Consider the following 25,663-nt stretch of genomic DNA (forward strand, 5'->3'; position numbering starts at 1 on the left):
AACGGGACAAGCTCATGACGACAATCTTGGTGACGACGGCCAATGGCGATACTGGACGCCCGATGGTCGACCAGCTGCTCGGCAGCGGCGTTGACGTGAGGGCAATGGTGCGCACAGACGACGCCCGCGCCCAACGGCTTCGCGACGCCGGTGCCGAGGTGGTCTTCGGCGACCTGCTCAGTTTTCGCGATGTGCGGGCGGCACTCGACGGCGTGCAGCGCGCCTACTTCAACTTCCCGGTCGGCGAAGGACTTGTCGAGGCGGCGGTGATGTTCGCGCAGGCCGCCCGCGAGCAGGACCTCGAACTGATCGTCAACATGTCGCACATTCAGTCGCGCCCCTACGCCCGCAGCAAGGCGACCCAGAACCACTGGCTCTCCGAGCAGGTCTTCGACTGGTCGAGCGTGCCGACCACCAATCTGCGGGTCACGTTCTTCATGGAATGGCTGACCTACATCGCGCATCTGATCCGGTACGACCGCTACGTCATGCCCTATGACGCCGACAGTCGGTTCGCCCCGATCGCCGGACGCGACATCGCAGCGACCGCGGCCGCAATCCTGGCCGACCCCGAGGCGCACGCCGGCCGCACCTACACGTTGACCGGCCCCGTCGAATACAGCCACCGGGAACTGGCCGCTGAAGTCGGCCGGGTGCTCGGCAGGGACCTGCCGTTCGAACGAACCACCGTGTCGACGTTCCTGGACCTGCTCGGCATCCCCGATGACACCGCCAAGCTCAGGCACTTCGAGGCCGTGACAATCGATCAGCAGGAGGGACGGCTGGCCGGCGTCACCGACACGGCGCCGACCATCCTCGGGCGCCCGTTGAGCACCGTCGAGGACTTCGTCAACGACAACCGGGCCTTGTTCGAACTCGCCTACGCCGCGACGACCGTCTGATCCATGTGAAATATCTATGAGGTTGGCGACGATCCCCTGCGAGGTCGCAAGAATGGTCGGGTGACGTCTGTGCCTGCCCGCGACCAGGGGCCGCGGCGCGCCATCCTCGGCCAGTTGCCGCGGATGTACCGCCCCGACGGATCACCGATCCGGGTGCTCCTTGTCGACGACGAACGCGCGCTGACCAACCTGGTCCGGATGGCGCTGCAGTACGAGGGCTGGGAGATCGACGTCGCCCATGACGCGGCAGAGGCGGTGCAAAAGTACCGCGCGAACGCACCCGACATCATCGTGCTCGACATCATGCTGCCGGATATGGACGGCCTTGGTGTGCTGCAGCAGATCCGTAACGCCGACACCTACACCCCGACGCTGTTCCTGACCGCGCGCGACTCCGTGGTCGATCGGGTCACCGGGTTGACCGCGGGCGGTGACGACTACATGACCAAGCCGTTCTCCCTTGAGGAGTTGGTGGCCCGGTTGCGCGGGCTGCTTCGTCGGTCGGCATATCTGACGCCCGCCGACGACGAGACGTTGACGGTCGGCGACCTCGAACTCGACGGCGTCAGCCGCGAGGTCACCCGCGCGGGCGATCCGATCTCGCTGACGTCGACCGAGTTCGAACTGCTGCGGTTCCTGATGCGCAATCCCCGACGGGCGTTGAGCCGCAAGGAGATTCTGCATCGCGTCTGGGACTACGATTTCGGCGGCCGGTCCAGCATCGTCGATTTGTACGTTTCGTACCTGCGCAAGAAGGTCGACGCCCGACGACAGCCGATGATCCACACCGTGCGCGGCGTCGGCTACATGCTGCGGCCGTCCGAATGACGGGGTTGACACGTATCTGGCGCAGCTGGACGTTGTTGCGGCAGTTGGTGATCGGCGTCTCGGCGGTGGTCATGGTGGTGCTGGTGGCGGCTGGTGTGAGCTCGGTGCTCAGCCTGCGCGGCTCGGTGCTCGGCATCATCGACGCGCAACTGTCGGGTTCGGCCAATGGGTTCAGCCAGGCGGTGACGAAATACCGCATCACACCGGACGCGTCAGGGCAGCTGCCGCCGCCAGGCGCGATGAAGCCGCTGACCCACCTGATCGGGCAGGCGCCCGGCAACGTGATCGCGCTGATCCAGAACGGCAAGGTGGTGGACTCGGCGTTCTTCGTCGATGGGGAGTCGCGGAAAGCGCCGCCGGAGGCGGTCCAGAAGATCGCTGAAATGTCTTGGGCGACTGGGGAAGCGCAGACCGTCAAACTGCCCGAGCTGGGTTACTACCGGATGGTCGCCCGCCCCGGCGACGGCGACGAGACGCTGGTGACCGGGGTGTCGCGCAAGCCGGCGTGGGACGCGATGACGCGCGAAACCGGGATCGTGGCGGCCATCACCGCACTCGCCTTGCTGATCACCGCCGCGGGCACGGTCGCGATCGTGCGGTTTGCGCTTCGCCCGCTGGATCGGGTGGCCGCGACCGCGGCCGAAGTGGCGGCGCTACCGCTGGATCGCGACCACCATGCGATCACACCGCGGGTGCCCACCGGGGACACCGATCCGCGCACCGAGGTGGGGTTGGTCGGCGACACGCTCAATCGGCTGCTCGACCATGTGGAGCGCGCGCTGGCCGACGTGGCGGCGTCGGATAAGCGGATGCGCCAGTTCATCACCGACGCCAGCCACGAACTGCGCACCCCGCTGGCGGCCATTCACGGCTACGCGGAGTTGACCCGACAGGACAGCTCGGTGCTCCCGGAAACCACCGAGTACTCGCTTGCCCGCATCGAGGCCGAGACCAGGCGGATGAACGCGTTGGTCGCCGATCTGTTGTTGCTGGCCAGGCTCGACGAGGGCCAGGACCTCGACACCACCGAGGTCGACCTGACCGACCTGGTCGTCGACGCGGTCAACGACGTCGCAGTGTCCGCGCCGGAACATCGATGGCTGACCGACGTTCCCGACGCCGCGGTGCTGGTGCGCGGCGACCATGCGCGGCTGCACCAGACCATCGCCAACCTGCTGACCAACGCCCGGGTGCACACGCCCGCAGGCACGACGGTGACGTCGACGCTCGCCACCGGTCCGCAATACGTGGAGTTGACCGTCACCGACGACGGCCCGGGAATCGACGCCGAACTGCTGCCGCATCTGTTCGAGCGGTTCGTCCGCGCCGACAAGTCGCGGTCAGGCGAGGCGGGAAGTTTCGGCCTCGGGCTGTCCATCTGCGCCTCGATCATCGAGGCGCACGGCGGCACAATCGAAGCTGAATCTGCCAGCGGTAGAACGACTTTCAGGATGAAGTTGCCGAAGGTTCGGATGGGTGCTCAGCACGCCACGTCGACGTAGACGGTCTTCGAGGTGATCGTGGTGTTGATCGAGCTGCCGCCACGCGAATCGGCCGTCGAATGGGTCTGACCTTGGCGCACGCCACTGACGCTGCATTGTGACAGCGGCGCGGCCCCGGTGCGGTTGACGATGACGTGGTAGCCGCTGGCTTCCAGTGTTCGCACCGTCTGGTCGACCGTCGTCGGACCGGTTGGCGCTGCGGTGGCGACGGCGGCGAGCGTGAGCGCGGCCGACGTCAGGGTGGTTGCGGTAAATCCAAATGCGACATAGCTTTTCATGCACTTCAGTGTTGCTAGCCGGACATGGGGTCGCTAGCTCTTCATAGTGAACACAAACATATGTGGTTGCTATGAATCAGGTGATCGTCACTCCGCCGTCGACGACGATGGTCTGGCCGGTGACGAAGCCGCCCGCATCCGAGGCAAGCCACACCAGCGTGGCAGCGAGCTCGGTCGGATCTCCCATGCGGCCCAACAACACTCGCGGCTTGAGGCTCTCGATGTAACCGGGTGCGTACGCGTCCGTCATCTCGGACTCGAAGAAGCCAGGCGCGATCGCATTGACACGAATGCCCTTACGAGAGCCCCACTGCTGCGCCAGGTCTCGGGTCAGGCCGGAGATCGCGGCCTTACTCGCGCTGTAGGCCGCCTGCGGCAGTCCGGCGGTGGTGATGCCGAGGATGCTGGAGATGTTGACGATCGAACTGCCGGGCTGCATCACCTTTCCGCACGCCTGCGCGGCCCAGTACGAGCCGTTGAGGTTGATGTCGATGACGGCCCGAAACTCCTCGGGCGTCTCACGAGTCGCCGGCACCGCGGTGCCGACGCCTGCGTTGTTCACGAGCACGTCAACGTGGCCGAATTCGGCGATCGCGGCGTCGACCATGGCCTGACACTGAGCCGGATCGGCGACGTCCGTCGCGACGGTCAGCGCGCGCCGCCCGGCCTCCTCGACGAGACGTGCTGTCGCGTAAAGCTTGTCGACCCGCCTCGCGGCCAGCACCACGTCGGCTCCGGCCTGCGCGCAGGCCTCCGCGAACGAAACTCCAAGGCCTGACGAGGCGCCGGTGACGATGACTACCTTGTCGTCGAGTCGGAACTTGTCGAGTACGGACACCCGGTCAGGCTAGCTGACCGCGCTGAAACGTCCTTTTGCAGCCACCACGGCGTATGGTGAGGGTATATATCCGGGGGGCTGAGCCCATGCCCCGTCGCGTCACCTTGAAGAGGTGAGCTCCATCGTCAACGCCATTCAGGTTCGTCTTCCGGAACGCACGAAGGTCGAGATCTGCGACCCCGAGGACGCGGACGAATTTCTCGAAGACCTGTACGGGGCGCGGCTGCGGCTCTCCCGCAGGCACGCCGCCGTCATCGAAGGCCCGTTGCTGGCGCATGCGCGCACCGATGTGGGGCCGTTCGCGATCGACGAGATGTATTCGCCCGGGTACGTGGAGGCCTCACCCGATCCCCTGAACAGGGTGATTGCGCTGTGGGCGACCGGCGGCGAGTTGTCCGGATCGTGCGACGGACTCGAGGGGGAAGCCAGGGCCGGTGACATCGCGATGGTGTCTCAACCGCACCTGCCGCATCACTGTCGCGCCCGCGACGTCCGCCTGACCTCCGTGGTGCTCGACCAGTCGCTGGTCGCAGGCGTCGCCACGGGGTTGCCCAGCACCCAGGCGCCGCTGCCGGTCCGGTTCTCCAGCTTCCAGCCCATCGACGCGCAGGCCGCCCGGCTGTGGAAAGACACCGTCAGCTTCATCAAGCGCAGCCTGCTCGCCGACGACGCGGTCACCACACCGCTGGTGCTCGGCAACGCCAGCCGAATGCTGGCCGCCGTCACGTTGTCGACGTTTCCCAACTCGTCCGCCACCTCCCCGACGCCGCACGACCGCACCGACGCCAAGCCGGTACTGCTGCGCCGCGCGATGGAGTACATGGACGCGAACGCGACCAATGACATCGGACTCGCCGATATCGCGGAGGCCGTCCATGTCACGCCCCGCGCGGTGCAGTACATGTTCCGCAGGCACTTGGAGACGACGCCGCTGCAGTATCTGCGCCGGCTGCGGTTGCACTACGCCCACCAGGAATTGCTGACCAGCGACCGGACCCACAGCACGGTGACCGATATCGCGGCACGCTGGGGATTCGCCCATACCGGACGTTTCGCTGTGCTGTACCGGCAGACGTACGGGCAGAGTCCGCACTCGACGTTGCGCGGATAGCCGTTTTCCGCGCTGACCTGGGCCGCAGACGTATCGTTTTACTCGGCAGCATCGATGCCGAGCAGGAAGCGATGACCACCACAGGCGACGGCCCAACCAGCGACTCCACGCAGTCCGACTCGCGTGCTCAGTCGGCGCGTGAGCGGGCGGCCGAACTGCACCAGCGACTCAACGAACTGGCCCGCGGCGTGCCTGCGACCACGCAGAGCGTGGCGCAGGCACGGCGGCGCGCCGAGCAGGCGCTCGAACGGGCGCGCAGTGCGCACGAGTCGGCCGCACTACGGCATCTCGACGCGGAGCGGGCGCACTTACGGGCCGCGGCCGCCCACGAACAAGCCGCGCTGCTCGAAGGTGACGGACGGGGCGATCAACATCAGGACGCCGCCGAGCATCACCGCGACGAGGCGCGGCGGCATGAACAAGCGGCTGCCAGGGAGCACGTGGCCGAAAAGCGCGACCAGCGCCGAAGGCGTTAGTTCAAGACTTCCATCAACAGCAGTGCACCGTTGACCCCGTCCTCGGTCGACCGGAACGCGGTGCAGGTGACCCGCACGCGCGCCTGACGACCGCGCCGGTTGACGGCATCCAGCACGGTCTCCTCGGTGACGTCCGGATCGACGAAGGCCTTGCCGATCAGCGGCTTCACACCGTCGGTGGGCAGCCCGATGTCCAACGAGTTCAACGATTTTCCGACTGTCTCGTCGGCACGCAGGCCCCAGAGTTCTTCACAGCCGCGGTTCCACACCACCACCCGCATCTCGCGGTCCACCACCACCATTCCGAGCTTGATGGAATTGACCAGCGAGTCCAGGAACGTCTTCGCCTCATTGAGCTCGATGCTGCGCTCACGCAGGGTGTCATTGATGGTGTGCAGTTCGTCGTTGGTGGACTGCAGCTCCTCGTTCATGGTCTCGAGTTCTTCGTTGGTGGACTGGAGCTCCTCGTTGGTGGTCTCCAGTTCCTCCACCGTCGACTGCAGTTCCTCGTTGGTGGTTTCGAGTTCTTCGTTGGTGGACTGCAACTCCTCGTAGGCCGCCTCGAGCTGACGGTTCGTCTGAACCACCTTGTCCAGCAGGGCTCTGGTCGCGGTCACGTCGAAGAACACGATCGAGACGCCGAGCAGCCCGTTCTCCGCGTCGACGAGCGGGTTCACGTGGATCTCGAACCACACCGTGTCGGCGCCCGGCCGCTGCCATTGCACGTCCTGGATGCGGGCCGACCGACGCTCCACTTTGGCCTGCTCGAGGTATGCGCGCAGTTCCACCGGGCGGTAGGAGACCTCGAGATCGCGCAGCAGACGGCCGATGTCGCGTGCCGACAGTCCGAACGTCGCTTCCGCCTGTTGGTTGATCATCGCGACGGTGTCCTCGCCCGTCACCACGATCTGCGCGACAGGGCTTGCGCGGAAAGCCAATTCGCGGATGGGCGCCAGACCGGGCAGGTCGCCGTGCCGGTCGTAGAACGCCGTTGCATTCTCGAACCGGTCGATGCCGTTGTGCGAGCCCGCCGCCTTCCGGAAGATGCGGTGCTTCAGGTTCACCGGGGTGAACTTGTCGCTGTGGCTCAGCAGCATCTCCGCGTGACCCAGGAACAACGTGCCCTGGGGAGCCAAGGCGAAATGCAAGCGACCCAGGACATTTCGCTGTGTATCAGCGTTCAGGTACATCAGGGTATTGCGGCACACGAGCAGATCGACGCGTGAGATCGGCGCGTCCTTCACAAGGTCGTTGCGGCCGAAGATCACTGCCCGACGCAGGTCTTTGCGAAACACGTAGCGACCGTTCATCGATTCGAAGTAGCGCTCGAGCAGGGCGGGCGGAACGGATTCGACGGCCTTTTCGTCGTACGTCGCAGCCCGAGCCTCGGCGAGTGCGTCCTCGTCGACGTCGGTGGCGTAGATCTTGACGCGCTGACGGAAATCGTCGGGACCCAGCGCGTCGGCGAGCACCATGGCCAACGTGTACGCCTCCTGGCCGGACGCGCAGCCTGCGCTCCACACCCGGATCGGATCACCGGGTCCCCGTTCCGCGAGTATCGCCGGGACCACCTCTTCGCGGACGTAATCCCACGCGGGCGGGTCGCGGAAGAAGCCAGTGACATTGATCAGAATCGTGTTGAACAGTGCGGCGAATTCGTCCGAGCTGGCCTGCAGCACGTCGAGATACTCTTCGAAGGTTTCGTGTCCCGCAGTGTCCATCCGGTGGCGCACGCGCCGCATCAGGGATGTGCGCTTGTAGCCGGTGAAGTCGAATCCCCGCGAATCCCGCATATAGCGCAACAGCGCTTCGAACGCTTCCCCGTTCTCCGGAGTCTGCCTGTTCAACCCTCGTCCATTCGTCGACCACGTGCCGCCGATCCGAACATACTCGGCTAGAGCCTGTTCTCCGGACCGATGACCGCCCACACGGTCTTACCAGTCGACGTCGGCGCATTGCCCCAGGCGCGGCAGAGCGCCGAAACGATGTGTAGTCCCGAGGGCGCTTGGTACGGCTTCTGCTCCTCGCGCGGGCCGGCCTGGACGTGGCTGGCGTCCTCGACGGCTACGGTGACCGCCGAGCCGTCGAACTCCAACCGGACTCCGGGGGCACTGTCGGTGTGCTGCAGAACATTTTCGACCAGCGTCGTGACCACCACCTTGGTCACCGCGATCAACTCGGGTTGCGACCACGCCGTCAGCCACTCGGCCACCAGTTCGCGGGAGCGGCGCAGGCTGGCCAATTTGGCGGGCAACTGGGCCCGGACCCGTCGGCGCCGCCGCGGAGACTGGGTAGACGAGGCGACATCGATCGCGGCTCGAACACTTGGATAGACAGGCACATAGCGCGAGACGCCGTTGCGTGCGATCGCCGAGCGGCCCGCGGGATGCGCGCACACCAACAGGATCGGCACCTCGGGCCATTGCGCGACATACCAGCGTGCGCTGGTGAACACCACCAGTGCGGATTCGGCGGGCACATCCAGATACGTGACGTCGACGATGACGGCCTTCGGTTCCTCCAGCGCCGTCTTGATGATTCCGTCGCGCAGTGACCGGTAGGTGACGCTGTCGAGCGTGCCGCGGGGGGTCATCAGGATCGCCGTCGCGTCCACCGCCTCGGTGGCGATGTTCAGTGTGCTGCAGGGCTTACCCGTCACCACGGACTCCTGAACCGGCATCCGCCTCTGACAGTCGCTTGCCCAGCACAGACACCGCGTGCTCGGCCTCGTCGGCGAGATCGAGGTAACGACGGTGCAGCATGCCGGGACCAACCTGACTGGCGAGCCTGCGCGACAGGGTGGCCTTCTCCCTCAGGCTGCGCAGCGCAACCCACAGCGCGTTCTCGATCTCGTCGTCGCGCGCCCGCAGGAGTGCGTCCGCCGTCCACGCGTGACCGACGCGGCACCGGTAGTTGTTCTCGCTGACGCTCATCAACGAACCGTTGCAGTCGGGACATGTGTAGCCGGAATGCGGGCCGAGCGCTTCGGCGTCGAATGAGGTGGAGAATCTGCGGCCCATCGCGATCCGGTTCTCCAGTTCCATGCTCCGGTCGGTCTCCATTTCGCGCTCCTCGATGTCGCGCTCGGCCAACCGGGTCAAGAGCGGACCGACTTCTGTGGCGGCGACCTGATGGTCGACGACTCCTGCGTGTATTGCGTTGAGAGGCATGCTCGGATACAGCGCATCGTCCGGTTTCTGGACGATCGTGATGCCGCCCCTGGACCGGATGGCTGCCGCCCCGAGCACACCGTCGTCGAGGACGCCGGAACACAGCATCCCGATCGAATGCGCGCCGAAGTTGAGCGCCACCGATCGGAACATGGCGTTGATGGCCGGGCGGTGGCCGTTCTCCGTTGGACCTTCGGACAGCACGACGCGGTGGTCGCTGACCAACAGATGGCGGTCCGGAACCGCGACATGTATTCGCCCCGCCGTCAATTCTTCGCCGTCCTTCGCGGCGTGTGCGGGTAGCGGCCCGGCGCGATCGAGAATCCGGGCCAGCACACTTGGCGCGTTCGGCGGCAGGTGAAGCGCGACCAGAACCGCGTAAGGAAGGTCATCGGGCAGCTTGCCGACCAATTGGGTCAGCGCCTCGACGCCGCCAGCGGAGGCGCCTATCGCCACCACCTTTTGCGCCGCACCGCCGTTGTTCGTGCTTGCCATCGCACATTGGCTACCCGTGCCCCCGCTGGATAACCCCTTTCTGGCCTTGACGGTACGCCTATTTCGCGTTGATGGCGTCGCTCAAATTCTGGCCATCACCTTCTCGGCGAACGACTCGAGATGACGGATTTTGGCGTCCAACGGTTCGGTGTCCTGGCCCATGATGTACGGGTAGCGGAAGCCGACGATGACGTCGGTGACGCCCTTGTCCTCGAGACGCTTGATGCCGTCGACGGTGAACGCGTCGAGCGAGATCACGTGAATCTCAAAGGGGCCGGTGCGCCCTTCTTCTTCGCGAATCTGGTTGAGCCGCTTGATCAAATGATCGAGTTCCTCGGGCTGACCGCCGCCGTGCATCCAGCCGTCGCACCGTGCCGCGCGTCGCAGCGCCGCCTCGGCGTGGCCGCCGACCAGAATGGGTATCGGCTTGGTGGGCGCGGGGGTCATCTTCGTTTTCGGGATATCGTAGAACTCGCCGTGGAATTCGAAATACTCGCCGGACGTAAGGCCTTTGATGATCTCGATGCATTCGTCCATCCGCTTTCCGCGCTTGGCGAACGGCACATTCATCAGTTCGTAGTCCTCGGGCCACGGGCTGGTGCCCACCCCGAGACCGAGTCGGTTGTCGAAGAGCGCGGCCACTGACGCGGCTTGTTTGGCGACCAGCGCGGGCGGGCGGATCGGCAACTTGAGGACGAAGAAGTTGAACTTCAACGTCGTCGTGACGGCACACAGCGCGCCTGCCATCACGAAGGCCTCGATGAACGCCTTGCCGTCCAGGAATTCGCGGCTGCCGTCGGGGGTGTAGGGATACTTCGAATCCGATTCGAACGGGTAGGCCACGCTGTCCGGGATCGTCATCGCGTGGTAGCCGGCGGCCTCTGCGGCCTTGGCCAGCGGGATGTAATAGGTGGGATCCGTCATTGCCTCGGCGAAAGTGAAGCGCACGTCGCCATACTAGAACGCGTTCTAGTTTTGTGTTTAAGGATCGCGCCCCCGGGAACGTTGGTGTGCATGAGCCCCGCCAAAGCACTGTACAAGCCACTCTCCATCGGCAGCAGCGTCGCCGGCGGTCTGCTGGCGGGCAAGATCTTCACCGAGATCTGGCAACGGATCAGCCCGTCCAACGAGGAGCCCCCCGAGCCGCAGGATTTGTCGCGGTCCACGCGCGAGGCGTTCATCGCCGCGGCGGTGCAGGGGTTGATCGTCGGCATCGTCCGCGCCGCGCTGGCCCGTGGCCAGGCCAAGGGTTTCCAGGCGCTGACCAACGAGAGTCCCCAGTAATCCCGGGCATCATGGCCTAGGTGCGCCCCTGGCTGACCCGCAATGTGCGGGTACTTTCCGCTGTCTCGCTACTTCAGGACGCGGCCAGCGAGCTGCTCTATCCGCTGCTGCCGATCTACCTGACGGCCGTGTTGGGCGCGCCCGCCGCGGTCGTCGGCGCCGTCGAAGGCGTGGCGGAGGGCGCCGCCTCGCTGACCAAGCTGGCGTCGGGTCCGCTGGGTGACCGGTTCGCGCGGCGCCCGCTTATTGCGACGGGCTACGGGATGGCGGCCCTTGGCAAGGTGCTGGTGGCTGCGGCCGCAGGCTGGCCGGGCGTGCTCGCCGGACGCGTTGTCGACCGGCTGGGCAAGGGAATTCGCGGTGCGCCGCGGGACGCGTTGTTGGTCGTCGACATCGACGACGCGGCGCGTGGCCGGGTGTTCGGCTTTCACCGCACGGCGGACACGCTGGGTGCGGTGGTGGGCCCGCTGCTCGGGCTGGCCGGCTACGAACTGCTCGGCCACCGGATCGCGCCGCTGCTGTGGGTGGCGGTCGTCCCTGCGGTGTTGAGTGTCGCGTTGGTGTTCCTGGTGCGCGAGACCCGACGTGCGTTGCCGCCCGTCGCTCGTCGCGCGGTGTTCGCCAGGGTGCGTGAGCTACCGCGCCGCTACTGGCGGGTGACCGCGGTGCTGGTGCTGTTCGGCCTGGTCAATTTCCCGGATGCGCTACTTCTGTTGCGGCTCAACGAGATCGGGTTCTCTGTCGTCGAAGTGATCCTGGCCTACGTCACCTACAACGCGGTGTACGCGTTGGTGAGTTACCCCGCCGGGCTGCTGGCCGATTGGATACCGCGGCCCGCGGTGTTCGGTATCGGCCTGGTGTTCTTCGCGATCGGCTACACCGGGCTTGGCCTGACCACCAACACCATGGCGGCCTGGGTGTTGATCGGTGTCTACGGGCTGTTCACCGGTTGTACGGATGGTGTTGGCAAGGCCTGGATTTCGTCGCTTGTCGGGTCCGAGTTGCAGGCCAGCGCGCAGGGCGTGTTTCAAGGCGCCAGCGGGTTCGCGGTGTTGGGCGCCGGGTTGTGGGCCGGCTTGCTGTGGGGTGCCGACGGCCGGGTGCCGTTGTTGATCTCGGGAATCGTCGGCGGGGTGTTCGCGGTCGGATTGTTGGCGGCGGCGGTTCAGGCGTCCTGGTCCAAGGGGTAAGGCGGCGCGCCCACGCCGGCAATCGCGTGGGTGCCCCACGGCGTGATCTCGGTGAGGTGGGCGTCGGCGGTGCGCTCGCCGATCGTCACGGCGACCTGCTTCGGCAGCTTCACCGCTGCCGTCAGCTCGAAAACCATTCCGCGCCAATGGTATTTGCCGTCGATGGGGTCCATGTGCCCGGTCAGCCGGACCCGGACCGGATGGCTGACCTCGTCGACGCGCATGGCGGCGGGGCCGTCGTAGACGGCGGTCATCGGGGCAGGAAGCCGCTGCGCCGCCACATCCGCCTTGCGATGGGGCCCATCAGGCCGACCTCTTCGAGGAAGGCGGCGAGCGGCGCGAACCCGAGGATCTGGGTTTCGATCCGGTGCGGGCTGGTCCTGGCCATCCGACGGGCTTCCCGGGCGTCGAGGCCGACGCGGCGGTACTGGACCTTGTTGGTGAACAGGAACCGGAAGAACAACCCGCCGACACCGTTGATGTTGGCGACGAAGAACCGCGGCAGTCGCCGCATGTGCGGCACGCGCTTACGCAGGCCGTCGCGGGCGAACTGGATGTGCCTGGCCTCCTCGGTGACGTGAATGCGCATGAGCCGCTGAATCATTGGCTGCAGCTCGTCGTCGTCCATCATCTGGCGCTGCAGCGAGTCGAAGATCTCCTCGCCGATCAGCGCGGCCACCCACAGCATCGGGCCTTGGAACGCGAACGGCAGCGCGTTGATGATGACGCGTTGGTAGTACTTGGGCCGCACCGGTTTTGCACCGACCCGGTCGATCGCCTTGCCGAACATCACCATGTGTCGCGTCTCGTCGCCCAGTTCGGTCAGTTCGTAGTGCGTGGCGTTCGCGGTGGGGTCCTGATGCATCATCTTGCGCAGCAGCGCCTGGTTGAGAATGTTCTCGAACCAGATGCCTGCCGACAGCGTGTTGACGAGTTCCTGCCGCGACAGTTCGATCTGCTGCGCGCGGGTCATGGCTTCCCACAGTGGCGTGCCATACAGCGAGACGGTCTTCGGCGGCAGGTAGAACTTGTCGGGATCCTGGGGCGCATCCCAGTCGATGTCGACGACCGGCGCGTAGGACTTCTTGACCGAACCCTTCAGGAGGCGTTCGGCGAATTCCTCACGAGTGGGTGCAGTCATGGCCCAAAGGTAGGTCCGGCTGTGCGCCCAGTCAATACCTGCGGTACCGGGTACTCGGGGTAGCCGCTGGTCAGCGTTTGAGTTTCTGGCACCCGGGTATCGACCGGGCATGGCGATGCCCGAACCCGACGACCCGCAGAAGCCCGAGTCGCCTGCCGATCTGACCCGGCCGTCGGTGCGCTACGTGGTGCGTAAGACAGCCAGAGAGTTCGTCGACGACGAGTGCACGGATCTCGCGGCGGCGCTGACCTACTACGCCATCCTCGCGCTGTTCCCGGCACTCGTCGTGGTGGTCTCCCTGCTTGGAGTGTTCAGGCAGGGCCAGCGCACCACCGACGCGGTGATCGGCATCGCGGACGACGTCGCGCCGGGGTCCGCCGTCGACATGCTGCGTCAGCAGATTCAACAACTCGTCGAGAGCCCGTCGGCGGGACTGGCGTTGATCGTCGGCATGGCGGGGGCGCTGTGGTCGGCCTCGGGGGAAGCTGCGACCGGTTCAATTGCTGCTCACCCTCGCCGGGCTGGTCATGGTGGCGGTGGTGGCGTTCATGCTCGCTGTCAGCGGGCCGGTGGCGGAGTCGATAGGGAATGTGGTGGGCCTCAGCGATGTGGCCGTCGCGGCGTGGAATGTGGTCAAGTGGCAGATCATTCTGGTGTTCATCGCCGTGTCGGTCGCGATCCTGTACTACGTCGCCCCGAACGTGAAACAACCCAGGTTCCGGTGGCTGAGCATCGGCGCGGGGGTGGCCATCGTGGTCTGGATCTTGGCGTCGGTGCTGTTCGGTCTGTACGTCGCGAACTTCGGTAGCTACAACAAGACCTACGGCGCGCTGGCGGGTGTCATCGTGTTCCTGCTCTGGCTGTGGATCACCAACCTGGCGTTGTTGTTCGGTGCCGAACTGGACGCCGAGTTGGAGCGGGGGCGCCAGCTTCAAGCCGGCTTGCCCGCCGAGCGCGAACTGCAACTGCCGCCGAAGGATGCGCGAGGTTTGAAGAAGGATGAGGCCGCGGAGAAGAAGGACCTCGAACGGGCGAGGCGACTCCGACATTCACGCGGCCGGAGGGCCTAGCGCATACTCGCAGCCGTGACTCGACGGATCCATGTGATCGGCATCGGCGCAGGCGATCCGGACTACGTGACGGCGCAGGCGGTGGCCGCGCTCAACGACACCCAGGTGTTCTTCGCGATGGACAAGGGTGCGCAGAAGGACGATCTGGTGGCGCTGCGGCGGGAGATCTGCCGTCGGTTCATCCGGGAACCCGGCTACCGGTTCGTCGAACTGCCCGATCCTTCGCGTGCCAAGTCCGGCGACTATCGGCAGGCCGTCGCCGATTGGCACGCCGCGCGGGCGGCGGTGTGGGCCGATGCGATCGAAGCGGAGTTGGCGCCAGGCGGCGTCGGAGCGTTTCTTGCGTGGGGTGACCCGTCGCTGTACGACAGCACGCTGCGGATCCTCGAGTCGGTCGCGGCCCGCGTCGACATCGACTACGACGTCGTACCCGGCATCACCGCGATCCAGGCGTTGACGGCGCGACATCGCATCCCGCTCAACGATGTCGGCGAACCGGTACTGATCACCACCGGCAGGCAGCTACGCGAGAGCGGGCTGCCTGGCAGCGCCGTGGTGATGCTCGACGGCGACTGTTCGTTCCAGGCATGCCCGCCGCAGACCCGAATCTGGTGGGGTGCCTATCTCGGCACGCCCGACGAACTGCTGATGTCCGGCACGGTCGGCGAGGTCGGTGTGGCGATCGTCGAGATGCGGGCCGACGCGCGGGCCAGGCACGGCTGGATCATGGACACCTACCTGCTGCGCCCGGCAGACTAGCGGCCATGGGGAGCTTCCTGCTGCGCGCGGCGCTCACCGGCCTCGCGCTGTGGGTGGTCACCAAGATCGTTCCCGGCATCGAATTCGTCGGCGGGGACACCACGTTGGCCAGGGTCGGCATCATCTTCGTCGTCGCGGTGATCTTCGGATTGGTCAACGCGATCATCAAGCCGATCGTGCAGCTGATCTCGATTCCGCTGTACATCCTCACGCTCGGCCTGTTCCACATCGTGATCAACGCGCTGATGTTGTGGATCACGTCGCGGATCACCGAGCACACCACCCACTGGGGCCTCTACATCGAGGATTTCTGGTGGACGGCGATCTGGGCGGCGATCGTGCTGTCGATCGTGAGCTGGGTGCTGTCGCTGATCGCCGGCGACCGAGTCGGGCGTTGACCGGCACACTGGACACATGCCGGAACTACCTGAGGTCGAAGCCCTGGCAGACCACCTGCGCCGTCACGCCGTCGGGTTGACGGTGGGACGCGTCGACGTTGCGGCGCTGTCAGTGCTCAAGACGTTCGACCCGCCGCTGACCGCGCTGCACGGGCAGGCCGTCACCGGGGCCAACCGGTGGGGCAAATACCTCGGCTTGCAGGCCGGCGACCTGCATCTGATCACACATCTGTCGCGGGCGGGTTGGCTGCGCTGGTCGGACAAGCTGGCCGCGGCGCCGCTGAAACCGGGCAAAGGGCCGATCGCGCTGCGGGTGCACCTCGGGACACCCGGCGAGGCGCCCGGGTCCAATGTCGCCGCCGTCGCGGCTCCGGGGTTCGACCTGACCGAGGCCGGTACGCAGAAGCGATTGGCGGTATGGCTCGTCGACGATCCGACCAAGGTGCCCGGCATCGCGGCCCTCGGCCCGGACGCGCTGTCGCTGGGGCCCGAGGACCTGGCGGGCGTGCTGGCCGGGCAGGGCGGGCGGATCAAGACCGTCATCACTGATCAGAAGGTGATCGCGGGGATCGGCAACGCCTACAGCGACGAGATCCTGCACGTCGCCAAGCTGTCGCCGTTCGCCACCGCTGGCAAGCTGACCGACGCGCAATTGGCCGCGCTGCACGACGCGATGATCTCCGTGCTGACCGACGCGGTTTCACGGTCGGTGGGGCAGCAGGCCGCAACGCTGAAGGGGGAGAAGCGATCCGGGCTGCGGGTGCATGCGCGCACCGGTCTGCCGTGTCCGGTGTGCGGGGACACCGTGCGGGAAGTGTCGTTCGCGGACAAGTCTTTTCAGTACTGCCCAACCTGTCAGACGGGCGGCAAGATTCTGGCCGATCGTCGGCTGTCGCGGTTGCTGAAATAATCTGCTGGGATGACTCGGCAGAAAATCCTGATCACCGGCGCGTCGTCGGGCCTTGGCGCAGGCATGGCACGCAAGTTCGCCGCGAAAGGCCGTGACCTGGCGCTGTGCGCCCGTCGTACCGACCGCCTCGACGAGTTGCGCGCCGAACTGCTCGAGCGCCATCCCGGCATCACGGTCGCGGTCGCGGCACTCGACGTCAACGACCACGACCAGGTGCCCAAGGTGTTCGCCGAACTGTCCGATGCGCTGGGTGGCATCGACCGCATCATCGTCAACGCGGGCATCGGGAAGGGCGCTCGACTGGGGTCCGGCAAGCTGTGGGCCAACAAGGCCACTGTCGAGACGAATCTCGTTGCCGCCCTTGTGCAAATCGAGACCGCGATCGAGATGTTCACCGCGGCAGGCGGTGGGCATCTGGTGCTGATCTCGTCGGTGCTCGCCAACAAGGGTGTGCCGGGAGTCCGCGCGGCGTACGCCGCGAGCAAGGCCGGGTTGTCGTCGCTTGGCGAGTCGCTGCGCGCCGAATACGCGAAGGGCCCGATCAAGGTGACGGTGATCGAGCCGGGCTACATCGAATCCGAGATGACCGCGAAGGCCGACACCACCACGCTGATGGTCGACAACGACGCCGGGACGACGGCGATGGTCGACGCCATCGAACGCGAACCGGGCCGGGCCGCGGTGCCGCGGTGGCCGTGGGTGCCGCTGGTGCAGGTGCTGCGCTTGCTGCCGCCGCAACTGGCTGCCAAGTTCGCCTAATTAGCCGCACTAGAGGTTTAGCGGTCCGGCCGTCGTGGTAGCCGAACTGCATGATCGTAAAACTGACGAAGATGACGCCCTTACTGTTCGCGGGCGCCGCGGCAGCCGCGATCGCCGCAGCACCCGTCGCGATAGCCGATGATCCGGTGCCACCACCGCCGTGCTTCAACCCTGACGGCACTCCCTGCACGCCGTCGGCCGGTCCGCAGGGCGCCGGCGCGGAGGTCCCGGGTGGGCCTGGCGCGGTGGCAGGCTCTAACGGCCAAGTCTGGGCCGGTGTGCCCAACGGACCGTGGGCTCAGGCCGGACCGGGCGGCGGAGTCGCCTGCATTCCCGGCGGCCCGTGCCGGACCATCGACCTGCCGGGCTAAGCCGTCCGCCCGCGCCCTCCGCGCTGAGCAGACGCAAAGTCGCACTTTTTAGGGCGGGTTTCGTGCGACTTTGCGTCTGCTCGCGGCTCTCAGGCGGTCCGGCCGCGCTCGGTGCGGTAGCGCCGCACCAGCGCATCGGTGGACGAGTCCGACTGCTGCGCAGGCGAGGCGTCGCTGGTGATCACCGGCAGCAACGCCTTCGCCTGCGTCTTGCCGAGTTCGACGCCCCACTGGTCGAACGAGTCGATGCCCCAGATGACCCCCTCGGTGAACACCTGATGCTCGTAAAGCGCGATCAACTGGCCCACCACTGACGGCGTCAGCTTGGTGCCGAGGATCGACGTCGACGGCCGGTTGCCCGGCATCACCTTGTGCGGCACCACTTCTGGCGGCGTGCCCTCGGCGGCGATCTCCTCGGCCGTCTTGCCGAACGCCAGCACCTGCGTCTGCGCGAAGAAGTTGCTCATCAGCAGGTCGTGCATGCTGCCGGAGCCGTCGGCGGTCGCCAAATCGTCTGTCGGCTGCGAGAACCCGATGAAATCCGCGGGGATCAACCGCGTCCCCTGATGGATCAACTGATAGAACGCGTGCTGTCCGTTGGTGCCTGGTTCACCCCAGAAGATTTCACCGGTGCTCGTCACCACCGGTGTGCCGTCCGCGCGCACCGACTTGCCGTTCGACTCCATGGTCAGCTGCTGCAGATACGCCGCGAACCGCGACAGGTCATTCGAATACGGCAGCACCGCGCGCGTCTCGGCACCGAAGAAGTTGTTGTACCACACGCCGATCAGGCCCAGCAGCACTGGCGCGTTGGCTTCCAGCGGTGCGGTCCGGAAATGCTCGTCGACGATGTGGAACCCCGCGAGGAAGTCGGCGAACCGCTCGCGGCCGATGGCGGCCATCACGCTCAAACCGATTGCGCTGTCGACGGAATAGCGGCCGCCGACCCAGTCCCAGAAGCCGAACATGTTCTCGGTGTTGATGCCGAAGTCGTCGACCAACTTCTTGTTCGTCGACACCGCGACGAAATGCTTGGACACGGCGGCGTCACCGAGCGCGTCGGTCAGCCAACGGCGTGCCGCCGTCGCGTTGGTCAGCGTCTCCAGCGTCGAGAACGTCTTCGACGCGACGATGAAAAGCGTTGTGGCAGGGTCGAGTCCGTCGAGCTTGGCCACCAGGTCGGCGGGGTCGACGTTCGAGACGAACCGCGCCGAGATACCCGCGTCCGCGTAGTGGCGCAACGCGTTGTACACCATCACCGGCCCCAGATCCGAGCCGCCGATGCCGATGTTGACGACGGTTTTGATGCGCTCACCGGTGGCACCGGTCCACTCGCCGCTGCGCAGCCGGTCGGTGAAGTCGCCCATCTTGTCGAGCACCGCATGCACGTCGTCGACGACGTTCTGCCCGTCGACCACCAGTTCGACGCCGCGCGGGGCCCGCAGCGCCGTGTGCAGCACCGCCCGGTTCTCCGAGGTGTTGATGTGCACACCGGAGAACATTGCGTCGCGGTGCTGTTCGAGGTTCGCGGCGCGGGCGAGGTCGAGCAGCAATCCCAGCGTCTCCCGAGACGCCCGGTGCTTGCTGTAGTCGATGTACAGGTCGCCGACGCTCAGCGTCAGCTCGGTGCCGCGCTGGGGATCCTCAGCAAAGAACTCCCGCAACGTCTTACCACTGATTTCGTCGTGATGGCGCTGCAGGGCCTGCCAGGCGTCAGTGGCTGAAATATCGGCAATCTGCTGCGTGTTCATCGTCATGTAGACGACCCTAGTGCGGTCAATTATCCAAAGGTGTAAGAGAGAGTTATGGACGCCCCCCAGATCCAAGCCTTGCTTAAGTCAGTACCCACCGGTCTGTGGATCGGCGGTGAGGAACGGATGAGCAAGTCGACATTCGACGTGCTCGACCCGTCCGACGATCGGGTGCTGACTGCTGTCGCCGACGCAACCCCGGAGGACGCGATCGCCGCGCTGGACGCTGCGTGCGCAGTACAGGCGGAGTGGGCGGCCACCGCGCCGCGTGAGCGTGGCGAGATCCTGCGCGCGGTGTTCGAGAAGATCACCGAGCGTGCCGAGGACATCGCGACGCTGATGACCCTCGAGATGGGCAAGGTGCTGCCCGAGAGCATGGGAGAGGTCAAATACGGCGCGGAGTTCTTCCGTTGGTTCGCCGAGGAGGCGGTCCGCGTGCACGGCCGCTACACCCCGAGCCCGGCGGGCACCGGCCGCGTCCTGGTGACCAAGCAGCCGGTGGGCCCGTGTTATGCGATCACGCCGTGGAACTTCCCGTTGGCGATGGGCACCCGCAAGATCGGCCCGGCGTTCGCGGCGGGCTGCACGATGATCGTCAAGCCGGCGCAGGAGACGCCGTTGACCATGCTGTTGCTGGCCAAGTTGATGGACGAGGCCGGCTTGCCCAAGGGCGTGTTGTCGGTGTTGCCGACCAGCAGCCCGGGGCCGGTGACCGAGGCGTTGATCAACGACGGTCGACTGCGCAAGCTGACGTTCACCGGGTCCACCGGGGTGGGTAAGGCGTTGGTCAAGCAGTCGGCGGACAAGCTGCTGCGCACGTCGATGGAGTTGGGCGGCAACGCGCCGTTCATCGTGTTCGACGACGCCGATGTCGACGCTGCCGTCGAAGGGGCCATCCTGGCGAAGATGCGCAACGGCGGCGAGGCCTGCACGGCGGCCAACCGCTTCCACGTGGCCAACGCGGTGCGCGACGAATTCACCGAGAAACTGGTCAAGCGGATGAGCGAGTTCACCCTTGGCAAGGGCATCGACGACTCCTCGACGCTGGGTCCGCTGATCAACGCCAAGCAGGTCGCCACCGTCGAGGACCTGGTGTCCGATGCGGTGTCGCGCGGTGCGACGGTCGCCGTCGGGGGCGTGGCTCCTGGCGGGCCTGGCAACTTCTACCCCGCCACGGTGCTGGCCGATGTGCCCGCAGACGCCCGCATCCTCAAGGAGGAGGTGTTCGGGCCGGTCGCGCCGATCACCGGCTTCGACACCGAGGAAGAGGGCATCAAGGCGGCCAACGACACCGAGTACGGCTTGGCGGCCTACATCTACACCCAGTCGCTGGACCGCGCGCTACGCGTGGCCGAGGGCATCGAATCGGGCATGGTCGGCGTCAACCGCGGCGTGATCTCCGATCCGGCCGCACCGTTCGGCGGGGTGAAGGAATCCGGCTTCGGCCGCGAGGGCGGCTTCGAGGGCATCGACGAATACCTCGACGTCAAGTACATCGCGCTGACGAAGTAGTCGCCAGCGCGCCTTCTCGGCTGGTCGGGGTTGCCGCCCTAGACTTCGCGCAGTGCGCCAGGCGATTCCCGCGTTGGACGGCATCCGCGCCGTCGCCGTCGCACTCGTGCTCGCCGAACACGGCGGCATCCCCGGCGTTTCCGGCGGCTTCCTGGGTGTCGACGTCTTCTTCGTGCTCAGTGGCTTCCTGATCACCTCGCTGCTGCTCGACGAGCGGGCCCGTACCGGCCGAATCCGGCTGCGCGACTTCTGGATCCGGCGGGCCCGCCGGCTGTTGCCCGCGCTGATCGTGATGGTGATGGCCGTCGTCGCCGCGCGCAGGTTCTTCCCCTCCGAAGCCACCACGACGCTGCGCGACGACGCCGTCGCCGCCTTGTTCTGGGCGGCCAACTGGGCGTTCGTCGCGCAGAAGACCGACTACTTCTCGCAGGGCAGCCCGCCGTCGCCGCTGCAGCACACCTGGTCGCTCGGCGTCGAGGAGCAGTTCTACCTGCTGTGGCCGTTGTTGGTGCTCGCCGTCGCCGCGGTGTTCGGTGCGCGGGCCCGGTGGGCGGTGTGTGGGCTCGCCGTGCTCGGCGCCGCGGGTTCGGCCGCCGCGGCGATCCTGATGGCGTCCGACGTCAATCGCGTCTACTTCGGCACCGACACCCGCATCGAGGCGCTGATGGTGGGCGCCGCCGCGGCCGCGCTGCTGGTGCGCGACTGGCGGGTGCTGACCGCGGGCGGCACCTTGATCCGCACCCGGTACCGGCGGTGGGCCGCGACCGCGGTGTCGATCGTGGGACTGGCCGGGCTTGGCGCGCTGGCGCACTACGCGACCGGCAGCGCCCGCGACTTCTCCCACGGGCTGCTGATCGCGGTGGCGGTCGCCGCGGTGCTGGTGGTGGCGCCGGTGGCGTTGGACCAGGGCTCACCCGTGGCGAAGGCACTGGCGTGGCGGCCGCTGGTGTGGCTCGGCGCCATCTCCTACGGCGTCTACCTGTGGCACTGGCCGATCTTTCTGGCCGTGAACGGGGAGCGCACGGGTTGGTCGGGGTGGCCGCTGTTCGGGGTGCGGTGCGCGGCGACGGTCGCGGTGGCGACGGCGTCGTGGTGGCTGCTCGAGCAGCCGATCCGGCGCTGGCGACCGGTGTTCGTGCCGATGCTGCCGTTGGCGGGTGCGACGGCAGCGACCGCGGCGGTGGTGACCATGACGGTGCTGCCGGTGAACGTCAAACCCGCCGAGCCCGGTCTGAGCAGTATCGACTCGGCGGCGCTGGTGTCACCGGAGCGGCCGGTCGAGGTGAGGTCGCCGTCGGGGCGGGTTGCGCCGGGGACCGAGCGGGTCGCGGTGTTCGGGGATTCGGTGGCGTGGACGCTGATGCGGTACCTGCCGCCGACGCCGGGGCTGAGCTTCGCCAACTACACGACGATCGGCTGCGGGGTGGCCCGCGGCGGGCCCTACCGGTATGCCGGCGAGACGCTGAACCAGAAACCCGAATGCGACGCCTGGCCGCAGCGGTGGGCGCAGCGGATCAACCATGACCGGCCCGACGTCGTGCTGCTGATCATCGGCCGCTGGGAGGTGGTCGACCGGGTCAACGAGGGCAACTGGACGCATATCGGCGAGGACGGATACGACGCCTACCTACGCGGCGAGTTGCAACGCGCACTCGACATCCTGACGTCGACCGGCGCCCGGCTGGTGGTGACCACCGAGCCGTACAACCGTCGCGGCGAGCGGCCCGATGGCAGCCTGTATCCCGAAGACCAGCCTGCCCGCGCCGACCGGTGGAACAAGTTGTTGCGCAGCGTGATTGGCAACCGGCCGAACATCACCGTGCTCGATCTGAACAAGAAGCTGGGCCCGAACGGCTACTACACCAACAAAGTCGACGGCATCAAGATGCGCATGGACGGTGTGCACCCGACGCCGGAGGCGGTCAAGTGGCTGACGCCGTGGCTGACCGACGCGCTGAAGCGCTAGGTCCCATTTCGACACCAGGGCTGTGGTGAGACAGGCTCCAGGGGCAAAGCACAGCCATAGTGTCGAACTCGGGCAGAGCATGCGCAGGAGCATCCCCCCGCAACGAGCGGTCCGCGGTTATTGCGCTCAGTGGCCGAGTCGGCCGCGGCCCAGGCGCAGCAGCAGCATCGCCAGGTCCTTGCCGTCGGGGCCCAGCTCGCTGTAGCGCTCGATGACCTTCATCTCGCGGCTGTGCACCAGACGGGTGCCGCCGGAGGCCATCCGCGCCTTACCGATCAGCTTGGACACCTCGGTGCGCCGCTTGACCGCGGCCAGTATCGCCGCGTCGAGCTCGTCGATCTCGCGGCGCAGGTCGTCAATCTCAGCCACGGGTTCCATTTCGATAGTCATTTCGGCTCCTCATTGTGTGGGTGGTCGGTCTCATCCGGTTTCGGGCCTCACACAAGAGACGAGCCCCGGATCCGGAAGCGGACCGCGGGGCTCTTTGTAAGCAGCTAGACCACGGGCACCGCTGGCCGGTACCCGTAAAAAAATCGTCCTTGCTGCATGAGCACGTCTAGAAGTGTGCCATTTGAGGCCGTGGGAGCGCAAAGGGTGTCCCCTCACAGCGGTAAGTTGGGGCAGACATGAGTTTGCACGTGACCGACCTGAATTCCGACTCCGAAGCCCTGCTGGACGGCCTGAACCCGCAACAGCGCGAGGCCGTGCTGCACGAAGGCACCCCCCTGCTGATCGTGGCGGGCGCCGGCTCCGGCAAGACCGCGGTGCTGACGCGCCGCATCGCCTACCTGCTGGCCGCCCGCGACGTCGGCGTGGGTCAGGTGCTGGCCATCACGTTCACGAACAAGGCCGCCGCCGAGATGCGCGAACGCGTGGTGCAACTGGTCGGGCCTCGCGCCCGGTCCATGTGGGTGTCGACCTTCCACTCCACCTGTGTGCGGATCCTGCGCAACCAGGCGTCCTTGATCAAGGGACTGAACTCCAACTTCTCGATCTACGACGCCGACGACTCGCGGCGGCTGCTGCTGATGATCGGCAAGGACATGGGCCTGGACACCAAGCGGTACTCGCCGCGGCTGCTGGCCAACGGGATCTCCAACCTGAAGAACGAGTTGATCGGGCCGGAGCAGGCGGCCTACGACGCGTCGAACGCGATGGAGGACCTGCCCCGGATCATCGCCGAGGTGTTCGCCGAATACCAACGCAGGCTGCGGGCCGCCAACGCGTTGGACTTCGACGACCTGATCGGCGAGACAGTCGCTGTGCTGCAAGCCTTTCCGCAGATTGCGCAGTATTACCGCAGGCGGTTCCGGCATATCCTCGTCGACGAATATCAGGACACCAACCATGCGCAGTACGTGCTGGTGCGCGAACTCGTGGGTCGCGAAACCGAGGACGGTGTCCCGCCCGCCGAGCTGTGTGTGGTCGGCGATGCCGACCAGTCGATCTATGCGTTCCGCGGCGCCACCATCCGCAACATCGAGGACTTCGAACGCGACTACCCCAATGCCACAACCATTCTGCTGGAACAGAATTACCGCTCGACGCAGAACATCCTGAGCGCCGCGAACGCGGTGATCTCCCGCAACGCAGGCCGTCGCGAGAAGCGGTTGTGGACCGATGCGGGCGAGGGCGAGCTGATCGTCGGCTACGTCGCCGACAACGAGCACGACGAGGCCCGCTTCGTCGCCGAGGAGATCGACGCGCTCGCCGACAAGGGTGAGATCACCTATAACGACGTCGCGGTGTTCTACCGCACCAACAACTCGTCGCGAGCGTTGGAAGAGGTGTTCATCCGCGCGGGCATCCCGTACAAAGTCGTTGGCGGCGTTCGCTTTTACGAACGCCGCGAGATCCGCGACATCGTCGCGTACCTGCGGGTGCTCGACAACCCCGGTGACTCGGTCAGCATGCGACGCATCCTGAACACGCCGCGCCGCGGCATCGGCGACCGGGCGGAGGCCTGCGTCGCGGTGTACGCCGAGAACACCGGGGTCAGCTTCAACGAAGCGCTGCAGGCCGCGGCGGCGGGCAAGGTGCCGATGTTGAACACCCGCGCGGAGAAGTGCATCGCCAGTTTTGTTGAACTGCTTGACGACCTGCGCGGGCGTCTCGACGGTGAACTCGGCGAACTGGTCGAGGCGGTGCTCGACCGCACCGGCTACCGAACCGAACTCGAGAACTCCAGTGATCCGCAGGATTTGGCCAGGCTGGACAACCTGAACGAATTGGTCAGCGTCGCACACGAATTCAGCACCGACATGGCCAACGCGCAAGCCATGGGCGAGGTCAATCCGGAAGACGAGGACATCCCTGACACCGGCGTGCTAGCCCAGTTCCTGGAGCGGGTGTCGCTGGTCGCCGACGCCGACGAACTGCCCGAGCATGGCGCGGGTGTGGTGACCATGATGACCCTGCACACCGCCAAGGGACTGGAGTTCCCTGTGGTGTTCGTGACCGGCTGGGAGGACGGCATGTTCCCGCACATGCGGGCGCTCGGCGATCCGACCGAACTGTCCGAGGAGCGGCGGCTGGCCTACGTCGGGATCACCAGGGCGCGGCAGCGGCTGTACGTCAGCAGGGCCAGGGTCCGCTCGTCGTGGGGGCAGCCGATGCTCAACCCCGAATCGCGGTTCCTGAAGGAGATCCCGCAGGAGCTGATCGACTGGCGGCGCGTCGAACCGCCGCCGTCGTTGTCGGCACCCGTTAGCGGCGCGGGACGGTTCGGGACACCACGCCCGGCGCCGACGCGTTCGGCGGCAGGCAAGCGCCCGCTGCTGGTGCTCGAGCCGGGCGACCGGGTCACCCACGACAAGTACGGCCTCGGCCGCGTCGAGGAGGTGTCCGGGGTGGGGGAGTCGGCGATGTCGCTGATCGACTTCGGCAGCGCGGGCCGGGTCAAGCTGATGCACAACCATGCTCCTGTGAGCAAGCTGTAGATCGGGCTCGGGC

General features: G+C 66.5%; 25 protein-coding genes and 2 pseudogenes. 17 read left to right on the top strand and 10 right to left on the bottom strand.

Annotated features, from left to right (window positions below; genetic code table 11):
* Window positions 1-14 precede the first annotated feature (14 nt).
* The 3 genes from C1A30_RS31655 (at window position 15) to C1A30_RS31665 (ending at window position 3,232) form a co-directional block, all read left to right on the top strand.
* Window positions 15-902, top strand: a complete 888-nt coding sequence (locus C1A30_RS31655; protein ID WP_101952158.1) for an NmrA family NAD(P)-binding protein — start codon at window positions 15-17, stop codon at window positions 900-902.
* 123 nt (window positions 903-1,025) lie between these two features.
* Complete coding sequence (locus C1A30_RS31660) at window positions 1,026-1,730, top strand: response regulator transcription factor (RefSeq protein WP_200828574.1); 705 nt, start codon at window positions 1,026-1,028, stop codon at window positions 1,728-1,730.
* Window positions 1,727-3,232 carry a cell wall metabolism sensor histidine kinase WalK gene (locus tag C1A30_RS31665; protein WP_101952160.1) on the top strand — a complete coding sequence of 502 codons (1,506 nt, stop codon included), beginning with the start codon at window positions 1,727-1,729 and terminating at the stop codon, window positions 3,230-3,232. Before C1A30_RS31660 ends, C1A30_RS31665 begins: the two co-directional genes overlap by 4 nt.
* On the opposite strand, the gene C1A30_RS31670 is transcribed toward C1A30_RS31665, so the two are convergent.
* Window positions 3,211-3,510, bottom strand: coding sequence for a hypothetical protein (locus C1A30_RS31670; RefSeq protein WP_101952161.1), 300 nt, complete (start codon window positions 3,508-3,510; stop codon window positions 3,211-3,213). The genes C1A30_RS31665 and C1A30_RS31670 overlap by 22 nt on opposite strands.
* A gap of 76 nt (window positions 3,511-3,586) precedes the next feature.
* Complete coding sequence (locus C1A30_RS31675; RefSeq protein ID WP_101952162.1) at window positions 3,587-4,348, bottom strand: SDR family NAD(P)-dependent oxidoreductase; 762 nt, start codon at window positions 4,346-4,348, stop codon at window positions 3,587-3,589.
* A 112-nt stretch (window positions 4,349-4,460) separates the two neighbouring features.
* On the opposite strand from C1A30_RS31675, the gene C1A30_RS31680 reads away from it, so the two are divergent.
* Window positions 4,461-5,459, top strand: a complete 999-nt coding sequence (locus tag C1A30_RS31680; RefSeq protein WP_101952163.1) for a helix-turn-helix domain-containing protein — start codon at window positions 4,461-4,463, stop codon at window positions 5,457-5,459.
* Window positions 5,460-5,530: 71 nt separating this feature from the next.
* Window positions 5,531-5,935, top strand: coding sequence for a hypothetical protein (locus tag C1A30_RS31685; protein ID WP_101952164.1), 405 nt, complete (start codon window positions 5,531-5,533; stop codon window positions 5,933-5,935).
* On the opposite strand, the gene C1A30_RS31690 is transcribed toward C1A30_RS31685, so the two are convergent.
* From C1A30_RS31690 to C1A30_RS31705, 4 genes are all read right to left on the bottom strand, one after another.
* On the bottom strand, window positions 5,932-7,782 hold the full coding sequence (locus tag C1A30_RS31690) for a CheR family methyltransferase (protein WP_255413276.1): 1,851 nt from the start codon (window positions 7,780-7,782) through the stop codon (window positions 5,932-5,934). The genes C1A30_RS31685 and C1A30_RS31690 overlap by 4 nt on opposite strands.
* 47 nt (window positions 7,783-7,829) lie before the next feature.
* Window positions 7,830-8,528 carry an STAS domain-containing protein gene (locus tag C1A30_RS31695; protein ID WP_101953031.1) on the bottom strand — a complete coding sequence of 233 codons (699 nt, stop codon included), beginning with the start codon at window positions 8,526-8,528 and terminating at the stop codon, window positions 7,830-7,832.
* Window positions 8,529-8,583: 55 nt separating this feature from the next.
* The gene (locus C1A30_RS31700) at window positions 8,584-9,600 is read right to left on the bottom strand and encodes a chemotaxis protein CheB (RefSeq protein ID WP_101952165.1); all 1,017 of its coding nucleotides are present in this window, start codon (window positions 9,598-9,600) and stop codon (window positions 8,584-8,586) included.
* Between the two features lie 81 nt (window positions 9,601-9,681).
* A complete protein-coding gene (locus tag C1A30_RS31705) occupies window positions 9,682-10,548 on the bottom strand; it encodes an LLM class flavin-dependent oxidoreductase (protein ID WP_101952166.1) in 867 nt (288 codons plus the stop codon).
* A gap of 66 nt (window positions 10,549-10,614) precedes the next feature.
* On the opposite strand from C1A30_RS31705, the gene C1A30_RS31710 reads away from it, so the two are divergent.
* Both C1A30_RS31710 and C1A30_RS31715 read left to right on the top strand, forming a co-directional pair.
* Window positions 10,615-10,884, top strand: coding sequence for a DUF4235 domain-containing protein (locus C1A30_RS31710; RefSeq protein ID WP_101952167.1), 270 nt, complete (start codon window positions 10,615-10,617; stop codon window positions 10,882-10,884).
* A 20-nt stretch (window positions 10,885-10,904) separates the two neighbouring features.
* A complete protein-coding gene (locus C1A30_RS31715) occupies window positions 10,905-12,074 on the top strand; it encodes an MFS transporter (RefSeq protein ID WP_101952168.1) in 1,170 nt (389 codons plus the stop codon).
* Here the strand turns inward: C1A30_RS31715 and C1A30_RS31720 are convergent.
* Window positions 12,050-12,328, bottom strand: coding sequence for a DUF4873 domain-containing protein (locus C1A30_RS31720; protein ID WP_101953032.1), 279 nt, complete (start codon window positions 12,326-12,328; stop codon window positions 12,050-12,052). The genes C1A30_RS31715 and C1A30_RS31720 overlap by 25 nt on opposite strands.
* Window positions 12,325-13,215: a diiron oxygenase gene (locus C1A30_RS31725; protein ID WP_101952169.1), complete on the bottom strand. Its 891-nt coding sequence runs from the start codon at window positions 13,213-13,215 to the stop codon at window positions 12,325-12,327. Before C1A30_RS31725 ends, C1A30_RS31720 begins: the two co-directional genes overlap by 4 nt.
* Before the next feature lie 115 nt (window positions 13,216-13,330).
* Between C1A30_RS31725 and C1A30_RS31730 the strand changes: the two are divergent.
* From C1A30_RS31730 to C1A30_RS31755, 7 genes and pseudogenes are all read left to right on the top strand, one after another.
* Window positions 13,331-14,285 (top strand): annotated as a pseudogene (locus C1A30_RS31730) (YihY/virulence factor BrkB family protein).
* A gap of 15 nt (window positions 14,286-14,300) precedes the next feature.
* The gene (gene cobF / locus C1A30_RS31735) at window positions 14,301-15,044 is read left to right on the top strand and encodes a precorrin-6A synthase (deacetylating) (RefSeq protein WP_101952170.1); all 744 of its coding nucleotides are present in this window, start codon (window positions 14,301-14,303) and stop codon (window positions 15,042-15,044) included.
* 5 nt (window positions 15,045-15,049) lie between these two features.
* The gene (locus C1A30_RS31740) at window positions 15,050-15,442 is read left to right on the top strand and encodes a phage holin family protein (protein ID WP_101952171.1); all 393 of its coding nucleotides are present in this window, start codon (window positions 15,050-15,052) and stop codon (window positions 15,440-15,442) included.
* A 16-nt stretch (window positions 15,443-15,458) separates the two neighbouring features.
* Window positions 15,459-15,701, top strand: a pseudogene (locus tag C1A30_RS36265) (DNA-formamidopyrimidine glycosylase family protein); the annotation flags it as partial.
* 183 nt (window positions 15,702-15,884) lie between these two features.
* Window positions 15,885-16,352, top strand: a complete 468-nt coding sequence (locus tag C1A30_RS36270) for a zinc finger domain-containing protein (protein WP_235010408.1) — start codon at window positions 15,885-15,887, stop codon at window positions 16,350-16,352.
* A 9-nt stretch (window positions 16,353-16,361) separates the two neighbouring features.
* On the top strand, window positions 16,362-17,111 hold the full coding sequence (locus tag C1A30_RS31750; protein ID WP_101952173.1) for an SDR family oxidoreductase: 750 nt from the start codon (window positions 16,362-16,364) through the stop codon (window positions 17,109-17,111).
* Window positions 17,112-17,182: 71 nt separating this feature from the next.
* Window positions 17,183-17,482 carry a hypothetical protein gene (locus tag C1A30_RS31755; protein ID WP_235010286.1) on the top strand — a complete coding sequence of 100 codons (300 nt, stop codon included), beginning with the start codon at window positions 17,183-17,185 and terminating at the stop codon, window positions 17,480-17,482.
* An 89-nt stretch (window positions 17,483-17,571) separates the two neighbouring features.
* Here the strand turns inward: C1A30_RS31755 and pgi are convergent, their stop codons facing one another.
* Window positions 17,572-19,233: a glucose-6-phosphate isomerase gene (pgi, locus tag C1A30_RS31760; RefSeq protein WP_200828575.1), complete on the bottom strand. Its 1,662-nt coding sequence runs from the start codon at window positions 19,231-19,233 to the stop codon at window positions 17,572-17,574.
* A 54-nt stretch (window positions 19,234-19,287) separates the two neighbouring features.
* On the opposite strand from pgi, the gene C1A30_RS31765 reads away from it, so the two are divergent.
* Together C1A30_RS31765 and C1A30_RS31770 are read left to right on the top strand one after the other, a co-directional pair.
* Window positions 19,288-20,745: an NAD-dependent succinate-semialdehyde dehydrogenase gene (locus C1A30_RS31765; RefSeq protein ID WP_101952176.1), complete on the top strand. Its 1,458-nt coding sequence runs from the start codon at window positions 19,288-19,290 to the stop codon at window positions 20,743-20,745.
* Window positions 20,746-20,797: 52 nt separating this feature from the next.
* A complete protein-coding gene (locus C1A30_RS31770) occupies window positions 20,798-22,711 on the top strand; it encodes an acyltransferase family protein (RefSeq protein WP_101952177.1) in 1,914 nt (637 codons plus the stop codon).
* Window positions 22,712-22,837: 126 nt separating this feature from the next.
* On the opposite strand, the gene C1A30_RS31775 is transcribed toward C1A30_RS31770, so the two are convergent.
* Window positions 22,838-23,101, bottom strand: a complete 264-nt coding sequence (locus tag C1A30_RS31775) for a chorismate mutase (protein ID WP_067809631.1) — start codon at window positions 23,099-23,101, stop codon at window positions 22,838-22,840.
* A gap of 236 nt (window positions 23,102-23,337) precedes the next feature.
* Here C1A30_RS31775 and pcrA point away from each other — a divergent pair, with 236 nt between their 5' ends.
* Complete coding sequence (pcrA, locus tag C1A30_RS31785) at window positions 23,338-25,650, top strand: DNA helicase PcrA (RefSeq protein WP_101952178.1); 2,313 nt, start codon at window positions 23,338-23,340, stop codon at window positions 25,648-25,650.
* Window positions 25,651-25,663: the final 13 nt, after the last annotated feature.

It is taken from the genome of Mycobacterium sp. 3519A (assembly GCF_900240945.1).
Classification (GTDB): domain Bacteria; phylum Actinomycetota; class Actinomycetes; order Mycobacteriales; family Mycobacteriaceae; genus Mycobacterium.

Bases quoted from the DNA above. Each gene is read 5' to 3' on its own strand.
- C1A30_RS31700 (WP_101952165.1), bottom strand. From the start codon at position 9,600: ATGGCAAGCACGAACAACGGCGGTGCGGCGCAAAAGGTGGTGGCGATA.
- C1A30_RS31740 (WP_101952171.1), top strand. From the start codon at position 15,050: ATGGGGAGCTTCCTGCTGCGCGCGGCGCTCACCGGCCTCGCGCTGTGG.
- C1A30_RS31720 (WP_101953032.1), bottom strand. From the start codon at position 12,328: ATGACCGCCGTCTACGACGGCCCCGCCGCCATGCGCGTCGACGAGGTC.
- C1A30_RS31655 (WP_101952158.1), top strand. From the start codon at position 15: ATGACGACAATCTTGGTGACGACGGCCAATGGCGATACTGGACGCCCG.
- pgi (WP_200828575.1), bottom strand. From the start codon at position 19,233: ATGAACACGCAGCAGATTGCCGATATTTCAGCCACTGACGCCTGGCAG.
- C1A30_RS31765 (WP_101952176.1), top strand. From the start codon at position 19,288: ATGGACGCCCCCCAGATCCAAGCCTTGCTTAAGTCAGTACCCACCGGT.
- C1A30_RS31670 (WP_101952161.1), bottom strand. From the start codon at position 3,510: ATGAAAAGCTATGTCGCATTTGGATTTACCGCAACCACCCTGACGTCG.
- C1A30_RS31725 (WP_101952169.1), bottom strand. From the start codon at position 13,215: ATGACTGCACCCACTCGTGAGGAATTCGCCGAACGCCTCCTGAAGGGT.
- C1A30_RS31665 (WP_101952160.1), top strand. From the start codon at position 1,727: ATGACGGGGTTGACACGTATCTGGCGCAGCTGGACGTTGTTGCGGCAG.
- C1A30_RS31660 (WP_200828574.1), top strand. From the start codon at position 1,026: ATGTACCGCCCCGACGGATCACCGATCCGGGTGCTCCTTGTCGACGAC.
- C1A30_RS31710 (WP_101952167.1), top strand. From the start codon at position 10,615: ATGAGCCCCGCCAAAGCACTGTACAAGCCACTCTCCATCGGCAGCAGC.
- C1A30_RS31750 (WP_101952173.1), top strand. From the start codon at position 16,362: ATGACTCGGCAGAAAATCCTGATCACCGGCGCGTCGTCGGGCCTTGGC.
- C1A30_RS31685 (WP_101952164.1), top strand. From the start codon at position 5,531: ATGACCACCACAGGCGACGGCCCAACCAGCGACTCCACGCAGTCCGAC.
- C1A30_RS31775 (WP_067809631.1), bottom strand. From the start codon at position 23,101: ATGACTATCGAAATGGAACCCGTGGCTGAGATTGACGACCTGCGCCGC.
- C1A30_RS31695 (WP_101953031.1), bottom strand. From the start codon at position 8,528: ATGACCCCCCGCGGCACGCTCGACAGCGTCACCTACCGGTCACTGCGC.
- C1A30_RS31755 (WP_235010286.1), top strand. From the start codon at position 17,183: ATGACGCCCTTACTGTTCGCGGGCGCCGCGGCAGCCGCGATCGCCGCA.
- pcrA (WP_101952178.1), top strand. From the start codon at position 23,338: ATGAGTTTGCACGTGACCGACCTGAATTCCGACTCCGAAGCCCTGCTG.